This window comes from Streptomyces sp. NPDC052064, from assembly GCF_055585925.1.
Window position 1 is genome coordinate 98,001 of record NZ_JBVJJE010000002.1, and the last position, 15,766, is coordinate 113,766.

Annotated in this window: 10 protein-coding genes and 1 tRNA gene; 4 read left to right on the forward strand and 7 right to left on the reverse strand. The window is 72.1% G+C overall.

What is annotated here, in order from left to right; translation table 11 throughout:
• Positions 1–70: 70 nt before the first annotated feature.
• The 3 genes from ACZ6TU_RS05070 (at position 71) to ACZ6TU_RS05080 (ending at position 3,316) form a co-directional block, all read left to right on the forward strand.
• Positions 71–703 (forward strand): LysE family translocator, encoded by a 633-nt coding sequence (locus ACZ6TU_RS05070; protein ID WP_467675013.1) that lies wholly within the window; start codon positions 71–73, stop codon positions 701–703.
• A 63-nt stretch (positions 704–766) separates the two neighbouring features.
• The gene (locus tag ACZ6TU_RS05075) at positions 767–1,510 is read left to right on the forward strand and encodes a Clp protease N-terminal domain-containing protein (protein ID WP_467675011.1); all 744 of its coding nucleotides are present in this window, start codon (positions 767–769) and stop codon (positions 1,508–1,510) included.
• A gap of 105 nt (positions 1,511–1,615) precedes the next feature.
• Positions 1,616–3,316 (forward strand): bifunctional 3'-5' exonuclease/DNA polymerase, encoded by a 1,701-nt coding sequence (locus ACZ6TU_RS05080; RefSeq protein WP_467675009.1) that lies wholly within the window; start codon positions 1,616–1,618, stop codon positions 3,314–3,316.
• A 6-nt stretch (positions 3,317–3,322) separates the two neighbouring features.
• Here the strand turns inward: ACZ6TU_RS05080 and ACZ6TU_RS05085 are convergent, their stop codons facing one another.
• Together ACZ6TU_RS05085 and ACZ6TU_RS05090 are read right to left on the reverse strand one after the other, a co-directional pair.
• Positions 3,323–6,598 carry an AfsR/SARP family transcriptional regulator gene (locus tag ACZ6TU_RS05085; protein ID WP_467675007.1) on the reverse strand — a complete coding sequence of 1,092 codons (3,276 nt, stop codon included), beginning with the start codon at positions 6,596–6,598 and terminating at the stop codon, positions 3,323–3,325.
• A 415-nt stretch (positions 6,599–7,013) separates the two neighbouring features.
• Positions 7,014–7,907 carry a glycosyltransferase family 2 protein gene (locus ACZ6TU_RS05090; protein WP_467675006.1) on the reverse strand — a complete coding sequence of 298 codons (894 nt, stop codon included), beginning with the start codon at positions 7,905–7,907 and terminating at the stop codon, positions 7,014–7,016.
• Between the two features lie 208 nt (positions 7,908–8,115).
• Between ACZ6TU_RS05090 and ACZ6TU_RS05095 the strand changes: the two genes are divergently transcribed.
• The gene (locus tag ACZ6TU_RS05095) at positions 8,116–9,009 is read left to right on the forward strand and encodes an AraC family transcriptional regulator (protein ID WP_467675004.1); all 894 of its coding nucleotides are present in this window, start codon (positions 8,116–8,118) and stop codon (positions 9,007–9,009) included.
• 83 nt (positions 9,010–9,092) lie between these two features.
• Here the strand turns inward: ACZ6TU_RS05095 and ACZ6TU_RS05100 are convergent, their stop codons facing one another.
• The 5 genes from ACZ6TU_RS05100 to ACZ6TU_RS05120 all read right to left on the reverse strand — a co-directional run bounded on the left by ACZ6TU_RS05100 (position 9,093) and on the right by ACZ6TU_RS05120 (position 15,752).
• Positions 9,093–10,556 (reverse strand): amino acid permease, encoded by a 1,464-nt coding sequence (locus ACZ6TU_RS05100; protein WP_467675002.1) that lies wholly within the window; start codon positions 10,554–10,556, stop codon positions 9,093–9,095.
• A 293-nt stretch (positions 10,557–10,849) separates the two neighbouring features.
• Entirely contained in the window at positions 10,850–12,499 is a 1,650-nt protein-coding gene (locus ACZ6TU_RS05105; RefSeq protein ID WP_467675000.1) for a PucR family transcriptional regulator, read from the reverse strand.
• 116 nt (positions 12,500–12,615) lie between these two features.
• Positions 12,616–12,689 (reverse strand) — tRNA-Thr (locus ACZ6TU_RS05110).
• Positions 12,690–12,797: 108 nt separating this feature from the next.
• The gene (locus ACZ6TU_RS05115; protein WP_467674998.1) at positions 12,798–14,432 is read right to left on the reverse strand and encodes an alpha/beta hydrolase; all 1,635 of its coding nucleotides are present in this window, start codon (positions 14,430–14,432) and stop codon (positions 12,798–12,800) included.
• A gap of 114 nt (positions 14,433–14,546) precedes the next feature.
• On the reverse strand, positions 14,547–15,752 hold the full coding sequence (locus tag ACZ6TU_RS05120; protein ID WP_467674996.1) for a DNA polymerase III subunit delta': 1,206 nt from the start codon (positions 15,750–15,752) through the stop codon (positions 14,547–14,549).
• Between the last annotated feature and the right edge of the window lie 14 nt (positions 15,753–15,766).

The window sequence follows — 15,766 nt, forward strand, 5'->3', positions numbered from 1 at the left end:
CGCGGCCTCGTACGTCTCACTCCCCGGAATTGACTCGTCCGCGCGCGGCAGGGCCTCGAACATGGCCCGCATGGTGGACATGTCTCTGTACGCGGCGTTCCTCGTCGCCGCCTTCGCGCTCTGCATCACCCCCGGCCCGGACATGATGTTCATCGTGGCGATGGGCGGACGGGGCGGGCCCACCGCCGGGGTGATGGCGGCGTTCGGGGTGGCGTGCGCGATGCTCGTGCACGCGGTCGCGGCGGCGCTCGGCCTGTCGGCCCTGTTCACGGCGTTGCCGACGCTGTACCACGTGCTGCGCTGGGCGGGCGCGGCCTATCTGCTCTATCTGGCGGTGAAGGCGTTCCGCGACCGTTCGGTGCCGGGCGAGGAGGGATCGGGCGCCGTGAGGTCGGGGATGAGGCGGGCGTTCTGGCAGGGCGCGATCACCAACCTGCTCAACCCCAAGGTGATCCTCTTCAACGTGGCGTTCCTGCCGCAGTTCGTGGACCCGTCGCTCGGCCACGTCCAGGGCCAGTTGCTGCTGCTCGGGGTCACGCTCGTCGTGATGGGCTTCCTGTGGGACGGCAGCGTCGGCCTGCTCGCGGGGCGGCTGTCGTCCTTCCTCAGGCGCAGTGCGCGGGTGAACCGCTGGCTGAACATCGTCTCCGGGACGGTGTTCACGGGGCTGGCGGTGCGGTTGGTGGTGACCTCTCCGAAGTAAGGCACCCATCCGGGTGTCAACTCACGGTTGACAGCCATGGGGGCGCAACCTACGGTTGACACCATGACGACGAACCCCGACATCACGTCATCCGTGCGCCTCGACGACCTCATCGCGGCCATCAAGACGGTGCACCAGGAACCCCTCGAACAGCTCCAGGACGCGGTGCTCGCCGCCGATCACCTCGGCGAGGTGGCCGACCACCTGATCGGCCACTTCGTGGACCAGGCCCGGCGTTCGGGCGCCTCCTGGACGGACATCGGCAGGAGCATGGGGGTCACCCGGCAGGCCGCGCAGAAGCGCTTCGTACCGAAGGAGTCGGCCGACCTCGATCCGAGCCAGGGCTTCAACCGCTACACGCCCCGCGCCCGCAACACGGTGATGGCAGCGCACAACGAGGCCAAGTCCGCGCGCAACGCCGAGGGCGTGCCCGAGCACCTCGTCCTCGGTCTGCTGGCCGAGCCCGACGGTCTCGCCGCGAAGGCGCTCGTCGAGCAGGGCGTCTCCCTCGACGCGGTCCGCGAGGCGGCGACCGCCGCACTGCCGCCGGCCGTCGAGGAGGCCCCGGAGCTCGTGCCATACGGCCAGGCCGCCAAGAAGGTCCTGGAGCTCACCTTCCGCGAGGCCCTGCGCCTCGGCCACAACTACATCGGCACCGAGCACATCCTGCTCGCCCTGCTGGAGCACGAGAACGGCGAGGGTGTCCTCAGCGGCCTCGGCATCGGCAAGGAGCGGACCGAGCGGTACGTGGCCGAGGTGCTGGAGAAGATCGTGCGGGCGCAGAAGGACACGCCGGCCGAGGCCTGACACCGCCCGGGCGGTGACCGGGACGGCGACCGGGAACGGGACGGCGACAGTGACCGGGACGGCGATCCGGGGGGCGTTGTCAGACCCCCCTGTCACACTCGCAGCATGGCCGACCGGTGGGCACTCGCTCCGGCCGAGGACGGTGGCGTGGACGTCGCCCCCCTCGGTCCGGACGGGCTGCCCGCCGGGCCGGTGCGGCGGGAGGCGGATCCCGCCGAGGCCGTGCGGAGCCGTCCCGGTGTCACGCGGTGGGTGTGGCGGTCCACCGCCGAGGTCTACCCGCGCCTGCTCGCCACGGGGGTGCGAGTCGAGCGGTGCTACGACATCGAGGCCACCGAGACGCTCCTCCTCGGCCACGAGGGGCGGTACGGGGAACCACGCTCGGCCGCGGCCGCCCTGGCCCGGCTGCGCGGCGGCCCCGTGCCGCCCGATCCGCCGCAGCGCTCCGCCGAACCGGGCTCCCAGTCCTCACTGTTCGAACCGCAGGGCGTCCACCTGCCCCTGCCCGACCTCCTCGCGGTCTACGCCGAGCAGCAGCGGCGGCACGAGCGGGCCGAGCACCCCGACCGGATGCGTCTGCTGACGGCCGCCGAGTCCGCGGGCATGCTGGTGGCCGCCGAGATGAACCGCGCCGGCCTGCCCTGGCGCGCCGAGGTCCATCGCGCGGTGCTGCACGACCTGCTGGGCGAGCGGTACGCGGGCGGCGGCGAACCGCGCCGCCTGGCCGAGCTGGCCGACGAGGTGTCCACGGCGTTCGGCCGCCGCGTCCGCCCCGACCTGCCGGCCGACGTGGTCAAGGCCTTCGCCCAGGCCGGCATCAAGGTCTCCTCGACCCGCCGCTGGGAGATCGAGTCCGTCGACCACCCGGCCGTGAAGCCCCTGATCGAGTACAAGAAGCTGTATCGCATCTGGGTGGCCCACGGCTGGTCCTGGCTCCAGGACTGGGTGCGCGACGGGCGGTTCCGGCCCGAGTTCCTCGCGGGCGGCACGGTGACCGGGCGCTGGGTCACCAACGGCGGGGGCGGGCTTCAGATCCCCAAGGTGATCCGGCGGGCCGTGGTCGCCGACCCCGGCTGGCGGCTCGTCGTCGCCGACGCCGACCAGATGGAGCCGCGCGTCCTCGCCGCGATCTCCCGCGACCCCGGCCTGATGGAGGTGGCCGGCCGGGAGACCGACCTGTATCAGTCCGTCTCCGACCGCGCCTTCTCCGGCGACCGCGCCCAGGCCAAACTCGCCGTGCTCGGCGCGGTCTACGGCCAGACCTCCGGCGACGGCCTGAAGAACCTCGCCGCGCTCAGACGCCGCTTCCCGCGTGCGGTGGCGTACGTCGACGATGCGGCCCGAGCCGGCGAGGAAGGCCGCCTCGTACGGACGTGGCTCGGCCGGACCTGCCCGCCGGCGGCCCGGGGGACGGACGACGCGACCGAGGAGGCCGGCATCCCGGCCGCGTCGGTCGTTCCGGAGGACGACAGGTCCGACAGCGGACAGTGGGGCCCCGGCTACGCCTCCAGCAACGCCCGCGCCCGCGGCCGCTTCGCCCGCAACTTCGTCGTCCAGGGCAGCGCCGCCGACTGGGCCCTGCTCCTGCTCGCCGCGCTGCGGAAGGCTTGCGCGGGCATGGCGGCCGAGCTGGTCTTCTTCCAGCACGACGAGGTGATCGTGCACTGCCCCGAGGAGGAGGCGGCCGCGGTCGTGACGGCGATCCGCGAGGCGGCGGCCCTGGCCGGACGGCTGACCTTCGGAGAGACGCCGGTGCGGTTTCCGTTCACGACGGCGGTGGTGGGGTGTTATGCGGATGCCAAATAGCCAGTGTCAGTCGGCGGGAGCGAGCAGCTCGCGGAGTTCCGTGACCACCGCGTGCTCGTCCGTCCCCTCCAGCGCCGCGAGAGCCGAGCGCCACACCTCGTGTGCCTCGCCGACGCGCCCCCGCTCGCTCAGCAGCAGCCCGTGCTGGTGGCGGGCGAGCCCGCCGGTGTAGCGGTCGGCACGGGCGTCGGCCCGGTCCAGCAGCTCGGCACACTCGCGGGCGGCCCGCCCGGTGCGGCCCAGCAGACGCAGCGCGCGGACCAGGCCGAGCCGGGTCTGGGACTCGCCGTGCCAGTCGCCGTGTCCGCCCAGGATGCGCAGGCTCTCCTCGAAGTGCCGGAGGGCGGCGGCCGGTTCGCCGAGCCGCAGGTGGGCGTATCCGATGTTGCAGTGCGCGGAGTGCCGCACGATCACGGCGCCGATCTCGTCCCCGAGGGCGAGCGAACGCCGGTGCTGCTCGATGGCGGCCCGCGGATCGGTGCGCTCGTAGAGGTTGCCGAGGTGGCTGTGGGTGACGGCCTCGCCGTACGGGTCGTTCAGTTGCCGTGCGTACTCCAGGCTCCGGGTCAGAGCCTCCCCTGCCTCGGCGTACCGGCCGAGCCCGTCGAGCAGCAGGCCGCGGTTGTTGAGGCAGCGGCGGATGCAGGACGGGTCGTCGAGCCGACGCCAGATGGCCAGCGCGCGGTCGTTGAGGTCGAGGGCGTCGTTCTGGCGGCCGGTCAGGAAGTGCAGTCCGGCGAGGTCGACGAGCGCGTACGCCTCGGCTGCCTCGTCCCCGAGCCGCCGCGCCACCCGGAGGCCGGCCCCGCCGAGCACCTCCATCTCGGCGACGCGGCCCCTGCGGTGTGCATAGGGGAGGATCAGCCGCACGAGGGTGGAGACGAGGCCCGCGCGCTGCCGGCACGGGTCGTCCGCGTGCCGCTCGACCAGGGTGACGACGTTCGCCAGCTCCCTGTCGCCCCAGGCGAAGGCCTCCTCCGGACTGCCGAAGGGGGCGACGGTGTCGACGTGCGCCGCATGACCGGGTGGCGGGGCCGCGGTGGGGCGGCGACGGTCGTCCTGGTCGGGGCCGGGCTCGACGATCGCGATGAAGACCCGCTCGGCGACGGCGGCGTACCAGCGGAGGGCGGTGTCGCAGGCGCGGGTGCCGTGGGGGTCCCGTAATCCGGCCAGGTCGCAGGAGATTTCGGAGGAACCGGTGTTGTTGGCGTCCCGTAATCCGGCCGGTTCGCGGGCGGTGCCGGAGGCGCGGGAGCCGTCGGAGTCCCGTAATCCGGCCAGGTCGCGGGCGGTTTCGGAGGCGGGGGTGTCGCCTATGCCCCGCTCCCCGGCCAGTTCGCGGGCGAAGTCGCGGACGAGGTCGTGGGGCGCGTAGCGGCCATATGCCGGCTCCTGGAGCAGGGCCACGTCGACGAGGCGGTCCAGGGCGGCCTCGGTGCGGCGTTCGCTCGTGCCGGTGAGGCGGGCCAGCAGGGATGCGCCGTACGTTGGCAGATCGAGCGCCCCGATACGGCGGAGGGTGAGGGCCGCGTCCCGGTCGGCCTCGCGCTCGGAGCCGGCGAGTGCGTCGTGCGCGACGGCCAGGGAGCGGCGCACGCTCAGGTCGTCGTACTCGAGGTGCCGCAACCGACCCTCCGTCTCGGCCAGTTGCCCGGCGAGGACGTCCGGTGTGAGGGCCTGCCGGGCGGCGAGCCGCGCGCCGACGACACGCAAGGCCAGGGGCAGGCGGCCGGTGAGTTCGACGAGGCGACGGGCGGCGTCCGAACCGTCCAGCCCGGCACGGCCCGAGGCCGCGACCAGGAGGGCCGCGCTCTCCTCGTCCGACAACGGGCCGAGCGGAAAGCGGGCGACGCCGTCGAGGGCGGTAAGCGGCGAACGGCTGGTGACGATCACCGCGCAGCCCGAACCGCCCGGCAGCAGCGACCGTACCTGCGCGGCGCTCGCGGCATCGTCCAGCACCAGGAGCGTGCGGGTCGGCGCGAGCAGCGAGCGCAGCAGGGCGGATGCCGCGCCGGGGAGTTCGGGGATGCGGTTTGGCTCGACACCGACGTCACGCAGCAGGGTGGTGAGCGCTTGACCAGGGGTGAGAGGGGCCATGCCCGGGGTCGCACCATGCAGGTCGAGGTAGAGCTGCCCATCGGGGAAACGTTCCGCCAACTCGTGTGCGACATGCAGCGCGAGTGCGCTCTTGCCGACGCCGGGCATGCCGCTGATGACGGCGGTGGCGGGGATGGTGGGGGTGGCTGGGGCGGCTGAGGGCGCTCCGGGTGTCGTGAGGGTGCGGCTCAGGGAGTCGCGTACGGCGGCGCGACCCGTGAAATGTGCGGGCGGCGGGGGAAGTTGAGCAGGCGGCGGTTGAGCGGACGAGAGCGCCGCGGCGACGGACGGCGTGACGACGTGTGCGGAAGAAGCGGAAGAAGCGGCACCCTCGTCACCGAAGCCGAAATCACCTCCCGAACCACCGCTCCCCACGGCCGCCCCCCGCAACACCTCCACATGCGCCGCCCGCACCCCGGGCCCCGGCTCGATGCCGAGCTTGTCGACCAGTCGGGTGCGCAGATCACGGTGTACGGCCAGGGCCTCGGCCTGGCGACCGGTGCGGTGCAGGGCGAGCATGAGCTGGCGGTGGTACACCTCTCGCAGCGGATACTCGGCGGTCAACGCCGCCAGCTCCGGTACGAGCTCGTCGAGACGCGGGCCGCGCAGCGCCAACTCGGCGTCGTAGCGCCACTCCAGAAGCAGCAGCCGTGCCTCGCGCAACCGCCGCGCGAAGGCGTACCCGCCCACCTCGGACGGCAGTCCGGCGAGCGGTGCGCCCCGCCACAGTGCGAGCGCGGCGTCGCACTCCCGCACGACACGCTCCCACTCCTGCCCGGCGTGCGCGACACGCGCCGCGGCGACACGGGCGTCGAGCACATGGACATCCAGCTCGCCCTCGTCGACCCGCAGCACATACCCGGACGGCACGGTCCGCAGCCGCTCGGGATCGTCGAGCAACCGCCGCAACCGGGCTACGTGGTTGTGCAGCGAGGCCTGGGCGGAAACGGGCGGCGCCCCGCCCCACAGCGTGTCCTTGAGCGACTCGACGGAGACGACCCGTCCGGCGTCGAGCAGCAACGCAGCGAGCAGCACACGGGACTTGGGGCTTGCGACACCCCGGGCTTCGACTCGGCCGCCCCCGCTGACGTCGTGGTACAGCACCGGCGGCCCGAGCAATCCGAACCGCAGCCTGCTCCGCTCATCGGAACCGTCCACGCTGCCCGAGCAGGCAGATCCCCCCATCGCGCCCCCGTCTCCCCGCGCCACCGCTCTTGCCCTTGCCCTTGCCCTTGCCGAGATTCCACCCTTGCTGAGTTCCCGCCCCCGGGGCAGCGGTTTTCCGCCACCTTCGTCCTCACGTTCTCCGCCGGAACAGCCCTCACACAGGCCGCCACCCGTCATGGTTCAGCGACTTCACGCCAATCGGCAGACGACGCAATGGAGAACCGTTGGCCACATGTTAGCCATCCGTTGGCAAAACCTGATGTGATCTCTACGTCGGATCTGGCCCGGCGGCGCGCGCGTCTGGACGCGCAACTCGGGGGAGTGTCGCCGCCGCGGCCGGGTCCGGGTCCCGGTCGGCGGAGGTGAACGGCCGGGGCCCCACCAAGCTTCCGGCCACCGAGCTCGTGGCCACCCCGGCGGACACCCCTCGTCGTCAGATGACCGGTGGCCGCCCCAGCCGCGTAAGCCGCCACACCGTCCGCCAGCGCATGGGCCGCCGCTCACCCGCCGGTTCCCGTACGCCTTCCACGAACCCGCCGAACCATGCCCGCAGCCCCGCACGCGACCGGTTCCGTACGAGGGTGAGCAGCACCCAGACGCCCAGATGGACGGGCACGAGCGCGAACGGCAGCCGGCGGCGGGCCAGCCAGACCCGGTTGCGGGCGTTCACGCGGTAGTAGATGGCGTGCCGGGCGGGCGAGGTCTTCGGGTGCTGGAGCAGCAGTTCGGGCGCGTACAGGATGCGCCAGCCCGCGTCGGCCGCGCGCCAGGCCAGGTCGGTCTCCTCGTGCGCGAAGAAGAACTCGGCGGGCCAGTCGCCGACCTCGTCGAGCATGGCCATCCGCAGCGCGTGCCCGCCCCCGAGGAACCCGGTGACGTACCCGCCCCGCATGGGGTCCGAGTTGCCGATCCGGGGCACGTGCCGCTGCTGCGTCTCCCCCAGCTCGTCGGCGATGCGGAAGCCGACGATGCCGAGCCGTTCGTCGGCGGCGTACAGCTCCTGCACGCGGCGCAGCACGTCGGCGTCGACGAGCAGCCCGTCGTCGTCCAGCTCCACGACGACGTCGATGTCGCCGAACTCCCGCAGCCGCGCGAGGGCCGCGTTCCGTCCGCCGGGGCAGCCGAGGTTCTCGTCGAGCTCGATCGGGGTGACCTCGCCGGGCAGCGACAGCCGCCGGGCGAACTCGGGCAGTGGGCAGCCGTTGCCGACGATCACGATCCGCTCGGGCGGCACGTCCTGCTTGGCCACGGACCTCAGCAGCGCGTCGACCTCCTCGGGCCGGTTGCCCATGGTCACCACGGCGACGGCGATCCTGGGCGCCCCCATGTCCTCACCTCGTCCCGGTCGGCAGCTGACGGGTTGCCGGGCGATGCTAGCCGTTCACGGTAAAGCCCCCTTAAGTACGCCTGCCGGACGGCGATGCGCCTACGCCGTTCGGCGGAGGCGGCACCCGACCGGATCGGGCACAGGATGTCGGGTGCGGCAGGGTGCGCGCTGCCTAGCGTGGTGATCACGAAAGAGGAAGGAACCGGGCGTGCTGGAGCGGCTCAACCAGGCGATGGAGCACATCGAGCGGCACCTCGACGGGTCCGTGGACGGCGCCGAACTGGCGCGGATCGCGACCACGTCGGAGTACCACCTGCGCCGGATGTTCTCCGCGCTGGCAGACATGCCCCTGTCGGAGTACATCCGCCGCCGGCGGCTGACGGTCGCGGGCGCGGAGGTGCTCGCGGGCGGCGAGACGCTGCTGGAGATCGCGGTGCGCTACGGCTACGGCTCGGGCGAAGCGTTCGCACGGGCGTTCCGAGCGATGCACGGCGTGGGCCCGGGCGAGGCCCGGCGCACCGGTGCCGCGCTCGTCTCCCAGCCCCGGCTGACCTTCCGCCTCACCATCGAAGGGAGCAGCAGCATGCACTACCGAGTAGTGGACCGCCCGGCCTTCACCGTCGCCGGCTTCAAGACCCGGGTACCGCTCGTGCACTCGGGCCCGAACCAGGCGATCATCGACTTCGTCCGGGGTCTCGACAAACAGGCCCTGGAGCAGCTCGGAAAGCTCTCGGACCAGGAGCCGCACGGCATCGTCGCGGTCTGCGACGACCTGGACCCGAGCCGTGCCGAGGGCACCGAGCTCGACTACTACCAGGCGGTGATCACCGCGGCGTCCACCCCGTCGGACGGCCCATCGGACGTCCCCGCGGGCGTCACCACCCTGCCCGTCCCGTCCGGCACCTGGGCGGTCTTCACCACGACCGGCCCGGCACCGCAGGCCATCCAGGAACTGTGGCGCGACGTGTTCACCGAGTGGTTCCCGTCCAACCCGTACCGCAGCCGCCCCGGCCCGGAGATCCTGCGGACCGACCTCTCGGCGGACGGCACGAAGGCGGACGCCGAGCTGTGGCTGCCGGTGGAGCGGGAGTCCACCCGCTGAACGCCGAGAACCCCAGGCCGGATCGATTCCGGCCTGGGGTTCCAGCAGATCGCGGGCGGGCCGCCCACGGCAGTCCGCGGCGGCTACCGCGGCGCGACCGGCTCCCCGGTGTCCTTCCGGCGGGACCGCTCCCGGACCAGCGAGATCGCGATCACCACCGCGGCGACGAGCACCGAGAGCAGCACCTGGCTGCGGCCGCCGCCCTCCTTCTCGTCGGTGAGCATGTAGACGAGCACGAACCCGATCATCGCGATCGTCGCCCACGTCAGATAGGGGAACAGCCACATCCGGACGACGAGCTTCTCCGGGCTCTCGCGCAGGATGATGCCCCGCATCCGCAGCTGCGAGAAGCAGATGACCAGCCACACGAAGAGCGCGACGGCGCCCGAGGAGTTCAGCAGGAACTGGAAGACCGTGTCCGGCCACAGGTAGTTGAAGGCGACCGCCACGAAGCCGAAGACCACGGAGGCCAGGATCGCGGCCTGCGGGACACCTCGCGTGTTCGTCCGTACGAAGGACCGCGGGGCGTCGCCGCGCTGCCCGAGGGAGAAGGCCATCCGGGAGGCGGTGTAGAGGCCGGAGTTGAGACAGGACAGCACGGCGGTCAGCACGATGAAGTTCATGATCTCGCCGGCGTGCGGGATGCCGATCGAGTCGAGGGCCGCTACGTACGAGCCCTTCTTCTCGATCGCGGGGTCGTTCCACGGCAGCAGGGCGACCACGACGAGGATCGAGCCGACGTAGAAGACACCGACCCGCCAGATCACGCTCCTGGTGGCCTTGGCCACCGCCCGTTGCGCGTCCGAGGACTCACCGGCGGCGAGGGTGACGATCTCGCTGCCCATGAAGGAGAAGACGACCAGCAGGATGCCGGTGAGGATCGCGCCCGGCCCGTTCGGCAGGAAGCCGCCGTGCTCGGTGAGGTTTCCGAATCCGGTCGCGGCGTGGTCGGAGCCGGGCAGCACGCCGAAGATGGCCAGTCCGCCGAGAACGATGAAGCCCGTGATGGCGACGACCTTGATGCCGGCGAACCAGAACTCGAACTCGCCGAAGGAGCCGACCGAGGCCAGGTTCGTGGCGGTGAGGACCGTCATCACGATCAGGGCCCAGGCCCACTGCGGTACGGCCGGCACCCACCCTTCCAGGATGACGGCGCCCGCGGTCGCCTCCACGGCGAGCACGACGACCCAGAAGAACCAGTACAGCCAGCCGATCGAGAACCCGGCCCAGCGGCCGAGCGCCCGGTCCGCGTAGGCCGAGAAGGACCCGGAGGTCGGGTTGGCCGCGGCCATCTCGCCGAGCATCCGCATCACGAAGACGACGAGGGCGCCGACCAGTGCGTAGGACACCAGGATGCCGGGCCCGGCGGCGGCGATACCGGAGGCGGAACCCACGAAGAGACCGGCACCGATCACACCGCCGATGGCGATCATGGACAGATGGCGATTCTTGAGACCGGCCTGCAGACCTGCCTGCTGCTCCGGAGGCTGACCACTGGTGGGTTGAGCGGCATCAGGGGCCAGTGAATCGGGGGGACGTGTAGTCATGTCGACATCCATGGGGTCGTTGGGAGTGCCGTGATGTGCGTCAGGAGGGACGGTCGGGGCACTGACGATTCCCGGAAGCGTTCACGGTGCGGTTCGCGGATTCCGGATGCCGTGCTGGTGATGGGGTCGTCACCGCACGTCCGCGCTTCGCTCCGTCTCCTCGTGGGAGGTGGGCCGCATCACTTGCGGAAATGGATTTGCGCAAGCGTATGGGGGGTCATGGGGCCAAATGTTTGTGAAGGCTGAACAAACTCGACCTCGATGGCTGTACGACCGGCCAATGCGGAACCGGTTCAGCCGGTGGTCGGCAGCCGCAGCTGGAGCATGGCCAGCAGACGCTGGTCGGGACGGCTGAGATCGAGGCCGGTCAGCTGCTCGGCCCGGCGAAGGCGGTACCGCAGCGTGTTGGGGTGCACATGGAGCTGTGCGGCCGCCGCGCGGATGTCACCGAAGGAGTTCAGGTACGTCAGGAGGGTCTCGGCGAGCCGGCCCTGGTGCCGGCTGTCGTGCGACAGCAGGGCGGTCAGGCGGGGATCGCGTATCTCGGGGCGGGCGGAGAGCAACGTCAGAATCTCGCTGACCAGCACCTCCGCCTGGATGTCCGGCAGCGCGGCGACCGCGACGGTCACTCCGGCGCCCGCCATGGCGTCGAGTATGCGGTCGGCCTCCCGGCGCGACTCGGGGACGTCCCCGAGCTCCGGCACCAGGCAACCGACCGAGCCGCTCAGCGGCAGGCCCAGGTGGCGGCGTGCGGCGTCGGTGATCTCCTGGGTCCAGCCGCGCAGCGTGTCCGTGTCGATGCCGCGGGGCAGCTGGGGCAGAAGCACGTAGATACGGGGATCGACCTGGGTGACCAGGGCGCTGCGGTGCCGGGCGGCGATGTGCACGGAGACCAGGTTGGTGACCTCGGAGTGGGTCAGTTCCGGTGCGGCGGCGCCCTCCGCGGTCTCGTACGCCTCCGTGGTCCCGTACGAGAACCCCAGCACGGCGGCCGGGCGGGTGGCGTCGAACCCCAGGTGAGTGGCGAGCGGCTGCGGTCCGGTGCTGCCGTCCAGGAGTCCGGCCAGCAGGGTCCGGGTGAGCGTCACATCGTCCGAGAGCTCCCGGCGACGGCGTACGAGATGGAGCGCCGCGACCCGGGCGGCGCCCAGCAGTGCCTGGCGCGAGCGTTCGGACAGCGGGATCGAGCCCTCCTGCACCCAGATGGTGCCCAGCTGCCGGTCCCCGGACCGGATGGCCACCGCGAGCCGTCGGCGGATGCCCAGCTCGGGGTGACTGTCGATACCGATCACCTCGTCGCTGGAGTGGAGATGCTGGAACACACCCCACTCCCGCAGCTTCGCCAGATACCCTTCCGGTCCCTGCCAGCCGAGGATGGAGCGCCGGCGCAGGTCGTCCGCCTCGTCGGAGTCGGTGGTGCGGGAGTAGGCCAGCACCCGGTTGGCGGCGTCCTCGATGCTGACGATGCCGCTGGTGAGGATGGCAGTGGTCTGGGCGAGCGAGAACAGGTCGCCCTCCTCGGCCCCCATGCCTGGCCCGCCCGGCGGTGCGTCGTCGAGGGCGGCGCGGGCCAGCGCGTGCACCTGCTCCCAGCGTGCTTCGCTGCGCAGCGAGAGCAGGGCGACCCCGGCCTCGGCAGCGGCCTCGCTGAGCGCCGCGGCCTGGCCGGGCCCGTCCAGCTTGACCACGACGGCGGCGGCCCCGTCCCGCCCGGCGGCCCGCAGCGCGGGAAAAGCGGCCCGGCCACGGGCACCGATCACGAGTACCAGCTCGCCCGGCCGTGCGGTCGGCGGATCCTCGGGATCGAGCAGCGAAACCTCACTGATCTCGACGTCCAGCCCGGCGGGAGCCGCCTGCACCTCCACCAACGAGTCACCCAGCACCATCAGCAACTGACGCAGGCTGATGCGCGCTGCGGTGGGAGACGCTGCGGCCGGATCCATGATCGTCGCCTCTGCTGGGAGCCATGCCGGAGCCCTGATGCTATCCGTTGGGGCGACGGGGACCTTCAGGAGCACAAAAGGCCAGGTCAGATAGAATCTGACCTGGCCTTGAAGAGAGCCGCCTTCGGGATTCGAACCCGAGACCTACGCATTACGAGTGCGTTGCTCTGGCCATCTGAGCTAAGGCGGCGCGCTGTCCGCACCATGGTGCGATCAACAACGACGGTAAGTCTACACAGTTTCCGAGGGTGCTCCGTACCAGCCCCGGAGGCGGGCACTCCGGGGCTGGGAGCGGTGGTTATGAGCAGCGCTTCCCGTCCGTGGGAGGGGTGCCGCGGAGGAGGTAGGCGTTGATCGTGCGGTCGATGCAGGAGCTGCCGCGGCCGTACGCCGTGTGGCCGTCGCCCTCGTAGGTGAGGAGGCGGGCCGAGGAGAGCTGGCCGGCCAGGGCCTGCGCCCAGCGGTACGGGGTCGCGGGGTCGCGGGTGGTGCCGACCACGACGATGGGGGCGGCACCCTTCGCCTCGATACGGTGCGGCTCGCCCGTGGCGTGGACCGGCCAGTACGCGCAGTTCAGGGCGGCCCACGCGAGGCCCTCGCCGAAGACCGGGGACGCCTTCTCGAACTCGGGGAGCGCCCTGCGCGCCTCGTCGGGGGTGTCGAAGGCGGGCGGCAGGTCGAGGCAGTTCACGGCCGCGTTGGCGAACATCAGGTTGCTGTAGCCGCCGTCGGCGTCCCGCTCGTAGTAGCTGTCGGAGAGGACCAGGAGCCCCGAGCCGTCGTTCTCCTTCATCGCGGACGTCAGCGCCTCGCGCAGCTGCTGCCAGGCGCCCTCGTCGTACATGGCCGCGATCACGCCGGTGGTGGCGAGCGACTCGGTGAGGCGACGGCCGTCGGGGTCGCCGGCGGCGGCCGGTCGCGCGTCCAGCTTCTCGAAGAACGCCTTCAGGTTCTTGCCGACCTGCTCGGGCGAGGTGCCCGCCCCGCCGAGCGGGCAGTCGGCGTGCCGTACGCAGTCCCGCGCGAACGACCGGAACGCCGTCTCGAAGCCCGCCGTCTGTTCGAGGTTCAGCCGCCGCGCGGGCAGCGACGGGTCCATCGCGCCGTCCAGCACCAGTCGGCCCGTCCGGTCCGGGAAGAGCCCGGCGTACGTCGCACCGAGGAAGGTGCCGTAGGAGGCGCCGACGTAGTTCAGCTTCTCGTCGCCGAGCGCCGCCCGCACGATGTCCATGTCCCGGGCCGCCTCCACGGTGGACACATGGCGCAGCAGCCGGGGCGAGTCCGCGCCACAGCCCTCGGCGAACGTCCGGTACGCCTCGACCAGCCCGTCGGCCTCCTTGGCGTCGTCGGGCGTGGTGTCCGTCTGCGTGTACGTGTCCATCTCCGGCCCGTCCAGACACTCCACGGGCTCACTGCGGGCCACGCCACGCGGGTCGACCGCCACCATGTCGTAGCGGGCACGGACCTCGGCCGGGTAACCGATGCCGGCATATGTCTGGACGTAACCGATCGCCGAGCCGCCCGGCCCGCCGGGGTTCACGAGCAGTGAGCCCAGCCGCTTTCCCGGGCCCATGGCCTTCTTGCGGGCGACGGCGAGCCGGACGTCTCCGGTGGTCGGCTCGCCGTAGTCGAGTGGCGCCTTGATCGTGGCGCACTCGAAGCCCGGGACGCCGCAACCGCGCCAGGCCGGCCTCTGGTCGTAGTACGGCGTGAGTGCCGCGGGGGTGGACCGCGGCAGCGCGACCAGCGCCGCCGCCTTTGCCGCAGCCGTGGCGGACGTCGTCGAGCTCCCGGAGGAGCACGCGGAGACCAGCAGCGCGGCCGTGGCGAGGAGGCCGGTCGCGGTCCTGGCTCCGCCGCGGGTCAGGCGGTACAGGCCGCCGGAGCGGGAGACAGAGCGGGAGGCGGAGCGGAGAGTGCGCCTGGTGTCCATCCAGTGAGCGTAACTCTGTGCGACGGGATGAATGCCCTGTGTGCGTGTCGTGCCTCGTACGAGTTACGGCGTCAACTCCGCTTCCACCCTCATGGGCGGTGCCGCTCTGCCGGATCAGCCCGCTCTGAGCGCCATCGTCATCGCTTCCACCGCGAGCAGCGGCGCCACGTTGCGGTCGAGGGCGTCGCGGCAGGCGGCGATCGCCTCGATGCGGCGGAGCGTGGACTCCGGGGAGCTGCCGCGGGCGAGGCGCTCCAGCGCGTCCTCGGCGTCCGCGTTGGCGATGGCCACGCGGGAGCCGAGCTGGAGGGCGAGGACGTCGCGGTAGAAGGCCGTGAGGTCGGTCAGGGCGAGGTCGAGGCTGTCGCGCTGCGTGCGTGTTCTGCGGCGCTTCTGCTTGTCCTCCAGGTCCTTCATCACGCCCGCCGTACCGCGCGGCATCCGGCCACCCTGGGCCGCACCGAGGGCGGCCTTGAGCTCCTCGGTCTCCTTGGCGTCCGTCTCCTCCGCGAGCTGCTTGGCGTCCTCGGCGGCCGCGTCGACGAGCTCCTGGGCGGCCTTGAGCGCACTGCCGATCTCGTCCACCCGCAGCGGCAGCCTCAGCACGGCGGCACGGCGCTCGCGCGCGGCCGGGTCGGTGGCCAGGCGGCGGGCCCGGTCGACATGGCCCTGGGTCGCGCGGGCCGCCGCGGCGGCGACGTCCGGCTCGACGCCCTCGCGGCGTACGAGCATGTCGGCGACCGCGTCGACCGACGGGGTACTCAGGTTCAGGTGGCGGCAGCGGGAGCGGATCGTCGGCAGGACGTCCTCGATGGAGGGGGCGCACAGCAGCCAGACGGTGCGCGGAGCGGGCTCCTCCACGGCCTTGAGGACGGCGTTGGCCGACTTCTCGTTCAGCCGCTCGGCGTCCTCCACGAGGATGACCTGCCAGCGGCCGTTCGCCGGCGACGTGAACGACTTGCGGACGGTGTCGCGCATGTCGTCGGCGAGGATCTGCGTGCCGACCGCGGCGACGGTGGTGACGTCGGCGTGCGTGCCGATCAGGGCCGTGTGACATCCGTCGCAGAAGCCGCAGCCCGGGGAGCCGCCGAGGGCCCGGTCCGGGCTGACGCACTGCAAGGCCGCCGCGAACGCCCGCGCCGCCTGGTTCCGGCCGGCCCCGGGCGGGCCCGTGAACAGCCACGCGTGCGTCATCTTCGACGCCTCGGGCGGGGGAAGGTCGGTCGCGGCCGCGGTGACCAGGGCGTCGGCGTCCCGGGCGGCGGCGTCCAGCTGCGCGCTCACCCTCTCCTGCCCGACGAGGTCGTCCCACACGGTCATGGGTCACGCCGCCC

Excerpts from the sequence above, each read along its gene's own strand:
- ACZ6TU_RS05090 (WP_467675006.1), bottom strand. The coding sequence starts at position 7,907 with ATGGGGGCGCCCAGGATCGCCGTCGCCGTGGTGACCATGGGCAACCGG.
- ACZ6TU_RS05100 (WP_467675002.1), bottom strand. The coding sequence starts at position 10,556 with ATGACTACACGTCCCCCCGATTCACTGGCCCCTGATGCCGCTCAACCC.
- ACZ6TU_RS05075 (WP_467675011.1), top strand. The coding sequence starts at position 767 with ATGACGACGAACCCCGACATCACGTCATCCGTGCGCCTCGACGACCTC.
- ACZ6TU_RS05115 (WP_467674998.1), bottom strand. The coding sequence starts at position 14,432 with ATGGACACCAGGCGCACTCTCCGCTCCGCCTCCCGCTCTGTCTCCCGC.
- ACZ6TU_RS05120 (WP_467674996.1), bottom strand. The coding sequence starts at position 15,752 with ATGACCGTGTGGGACGACCTCGTCGGGCAGGAGAGGGTGAGCGCGCAG.
- ACZ6TU_RS05105 (WP_467675000.1), bottom strand. The coding sequence starts at position 12,499 with ATGGATCCGGCCGCAGCGTCTCCCACCGCAGCGCGCATCAGCCTGCGT.
- ACZ6TU_RS05080 (WP_467675009.1), top strand. The coding sequence starts at position 1,616 with ATGGCCGACCGGTGGGCACTCGCTCCGGCCGAGGACGGTGGCGTGGAC.
- ACZ6TU_RS05070 (WP_467675013.1), top strand. The coding sequence starts at position 71 with ATGGTGGACATGTCTCTGTACGCGGCGTTCCTCGTCGCCGCCTTCGCG.
- ACZ6TU_RS05085 (WP_467675007.1), bottom strand. The coding sequence starts at position 6,598 with ATGGGGGGATCTGCCTGCTCGGGCAGCGTGGACGGTTCCGATGAGCGG.